4 protein-coding genes are annotated in these 3,422 nt (G+C 63.5%); all 4 read right to left on the bottom strand.

Going from position 1 to position 3,422, the window contains the following annotated elements:
- Positions 1-221 precede the first annotated feature (221 nt).
- A complete protein-coding gene (pilM, locus tag JHD77_RS31710) occupies positions 222-659 on the bottom strand; it encodes a type IV pilus biogenesis protein PilM (RefSeq protein WP_009315821.1) in 438 nt (145 codons plus the stop codon).
- Between the two features lie 28 nt (positions 660-687).
- Positions 688-2,016, bottom strand: a complete 1,329-nt coding sequence (gene pilV, locus JHD77_RS31705) for a shufflon system plasmid conjugative transfer pilus tip adhesin PilV (protein ID WP_191519270.1) — start codon at positions 2,014-2,016, stop codon at positions 688-690.
- Positions 2,017-2,020: 4 nt separating this feature from the next.
- Positions 2,021-2,962, bottom strand: a complete 942-nt coding sequence (locus JHD77_RS31700; protein WP_003134125.1) for an ATPase, T2SS/T4P/T4SS family — start codon at positions 2,960-2,962, stop codon at positions 2,021-2,023.
- A partial coding sequence (locus JHD77_RS31695; protein ID WP_199506563.1) for a type 4 pilus major pilin occupies positions 2,959-3,422 on the bottom strand: 464 nt, incomplete at its 5' end. The genes JHD77_RS31695 and JHD77_RS31700, both read right to left, overlap by 4 nt.

Below are 3,422 nucleotides of genomic sequence, written 5' to 3'. Positions count from 1 at the left end.
CAAGCAAAAGAACAGGGAGACACAGGGAGAATTCTCAACCAGATCCGCACGCCCCACCCGGTGTTGTAGCGTGCTTACGGTTTGGTAATGAGGCGAACCTGCATCACCAGGGCGCTACTGATGACCGTCAGTAGCCAGCGGGGTGAAATCAAAGTTGATGGCATTATGTGTTCAGAAGGCTGGTTTATCAAGCAGCGCCGGGGTTTACTGGCCTGTGGAGGTTACTTGACCGCGACCACCGCGCCCTCGGGGATGGGCGCAGGGAGCGCAATGGCAGTGGCTCCGAGGCGGCGCGTGACTAACTGGCCGTTGCGCCTGACGCCAACCAGGTCGGATTCCGTACCAGCATCCACGGCCGCCGCCAGCCCCGCCGGCGGCGAGGCGATGAAGGCGTAGCTGGTGCCGGCGGCGATGTAGCCCTGAAGCCGCGCTGGCTTGCGGAACCAGGCCGGTAAACCAAGAGCGGAGTCCGCCGGCAAACCGGTGAAGCCGGGGTTGGCGTGTGCGTACTCCGCCAGACTGGAGCGGTAGAGCAGCAAGCTCCTGGCCAGGGTGTCGACCTCGGCCAGTTCGGCGCTCGAGGTCGCGTGGTCGCTTTGTACACTCAGCCAGGTACCGGTGATGAGCGCGAGCACCAGGACGATCCACATCAGCGGCATACGGTAGTCCTTGAGTCGTGGCGACCTGCTAGTTCACGCAGGTAACGGTCACGTTGGTCGAGTCGGGGGTCTTGTAGGGTTCCGGGTAGTTGAAGCCTGGGCCGATCTCAGTGATTAGCCCGAACGAGTAGTTGGTGCCAAATGTCTGGTTGAAGCCCACTGCGCAGAATCGGCCGCCGCAGGTGATCGCGTAGCGGACGTAGTCGTAGTTCACCATGGCGCTATCCTGACCATGCAACGTACACCAGTCCTTGATCACGCCGGCCGTGGTGTTCAGGCGCATGGAGGCAGCGGTTCGTCCCCATTTCCCGTTCTGGCAGGACAGCCAGAGTCCGGTGCTGGTGATGCCGGCCAGCCCGTTCGGCGTGCAGTTGGCTCCTTCGGTGGCCACGCCTTTGAGCTGTAGGTACTCGCCCACTTCCGTCCGGCCCTCGGCGGTGAGTTTGCCCGCTTTCATCTCGCCGCCGGTGTAGACGTTCTTGTTCATCCAGGAGCGCACCCAGGTGCTGTCGCTCATGTACCAGCCGCCGCCCCATTTCTCGTTGTACCAGCCCGTGTCACCACGGGTCCTGAACCAACCTCCGGTGTACGTCTCGCCGGCGACGTCAGCAGTGCCGGCTTTCACCGTGCCAGTGGCTGTCACGTTGCGCGCGCTGATGTCCGCGCTGGTGGTGATGTTGCCGCTGGCCGTGATCGCCCCGGCCGCGGCGATATTGTTGCCTCCCAGGTCCAGCGTGGTATTCATCCGGTTGAGTTCGGGATGACCCGGGACGGCATTGCGGTAGAGGTACTCGTTGGCGATGGCGCCGTCCTGGAAGAACAGCGCCGTCGCCAGGTGTCCAGCGCCGGGAGCTCTACCGAAATTGCTTAAGGCCACCTGCCAGGCGGCGCCCTGGGCGATACTGGTGTTGGTTTTCGAGATGTAGCCCCCGGTGGCTCCCATGAGCTGCGCGATCCGGCGGATAGAGAGTTCGGAAGCTACCTGACCACCCGTGGTCACGATCAGCGTTTCGAGCTGGTTTGGTGCCGGCTTGCGGGCCAGGACCTGGTATTGCTGGCCGTAGATGTTGGTGTCGCGGAAGCCTGCGGGCAGGTAACGGGTGTTGCGCAGCATCGGGACGGTGATCACCGCCGGGGCCGTGGCGCCGGCGCTGGCCAGAACCGTGCGGAAGTTGTCCTTCAGGTACTTCTCCGCTGCCTTGGCCACCTGCTGTTGCTGCTGGGCCGCGTGCTGCTCGTCCAGGCCGTCCAGGTAGCTCATCAGGACCGATATGCCGCCGGCGGTCGCGATGGCGATCACGACCAGGGCGATCATCAGTTCGATCGAGATGAATCCACTGCTGCGCATACTCCTCATGGTGTTATCTCCATAGGCTTTGCCGGGACTGGCGAGCTTGGTCGTCCTGCAGCAGATGAGCCTCCTTTCGGCGGATCTTGTCGCGCATGGACGGGCCGTCGTCGCCGGTGAACAGCAGTGGCTCGGCGGTCAGGCGGCGAGAGGAACCATCGCTCTCCAGCGCTTGGCAGATCACAGCTTGGATGCCTTCGGCAACCACGTCGTAGGCGTTTCTCGCCAGTGGCTGGGCGAGCGTCACCAAGCGCTCGATCGCCTGATGACAGCTTTTCGCGTGAATGGTGGCGATCACCAGGCTGCCGGTCAGAGAGGCCTTGCAGGCCTGGTAGGCGGTGTCCTCGTCGCGGATCTCGCCAATCAGCACCAGGTCGGCGCCGGCCCGCAGCGTGCGCAGCAGGGCCTCGCTGTATCCGCCTGAGCGCCGTGAGGTTCTGACCTGGATGCAGCGGCCGAGCCCATGCTGACCGCTGAGGTTGGTTTCCTGCGGGTCCTCGACGGCGCAGCCCACCCCGCCCAACTCCTGCAGGCGGGCCAGGAGCAGAGAGGCGGCGGAGCTGGTCTTGCCTGTCGCCATCTCGCCGCAGAACAGGACCAGGCCCTGCAACTGCGGATCCATCAGTGCGGAAACCACTTCGCTCGGATAGCCGATCTCTTGGAACTCCCGCAATTGGGCGCTCGACCGGCGCAGCACGAAGACGCTGCCACTGAAAGCGTCCTCGAGGAGGGTGACGCGAAGCAGAACGCCGTCGACGACGATGGCGAACTCAGGATCCTGCAACTCCTCCAGCGTTTGCCTGCAGATCTGGAGCAGTTCTTGGGCGTGCGACTCCCACTCGCGAGGCACCTCGACTCGGCGCGCGCCGGCGCCGGCCAGGCCCTTCACGTCGGCGAAGCCTTCACCGAGGTAAAGGTCGACGAACTGAGCCTGGATGATCGGGTTCACACTCACGAACTGTAGGTCCAGGTAATGCTGTTGCTGTCGCTGCTGCAGGCCTGGGTCGCCGCTGCGGTGGTCACTTCACCAGTGATCGCGGATCCGCTGTTGATCTTGGTCTGCTCGAATGTGTTCTTCGCGATCTTGGTGGCCAGCGTGATACAGGCGTCCTGGGGCAACTTGCTGGTGGTGATCGAGAAGCCCATGCCGGTGGACGAGACAGTGACCGATCCGCCGTAGACGTTGTAGACGACGCCGGAGGAGACACTCATGTTCTTCGGCACGCCGTTGATTGCGATCAGGCTCGGGATCAGGTTGGTACCGCTGGAGCCGTAGCCCGAAGAGGTCTTCAGGGCGCGTGCGTTGGCCGCAATGACGCTGATGTTGCGCTGTTCCTCGTTGGCGTTGGACGAACTGAACATCCCTGCCGCTGCGGCCAGCCCCAGGCCGACTCCGATGGCGATGATGATCAGCA

It is taken from the genome of Pseudomonas sp. P20 (assembly GCF_016463925.1).
In the GTDB taxonomy this organism is placed as follows: domain Bacteria; phylum Pseudomonadota; class Gammaproteobacteria; order Pseudomonadales; family Pseudomonadaceae; genus Pseudomonas; species Pseudomonas aeruginosa.
Note: the sequence above shows the minus strand (reverse complement) of the source record. Positions and strands in the feature narration are given on the sequence as shown.

Coding starts and splice junctions, on each gene's coding strand:
- pilV (WP_191519270.1), bottom strand. CDS start 2,016: ATGAGGAGTATGCGCAGCAGTGGATTCATCTCGATCGAACTGATGATC.
- pilM (WP_009315821.1), bottom strand. CDS start 659: ATGCCGCTGATGTGGATCGTCCTGGTGCTCGCGCTCATCACCGGTACC.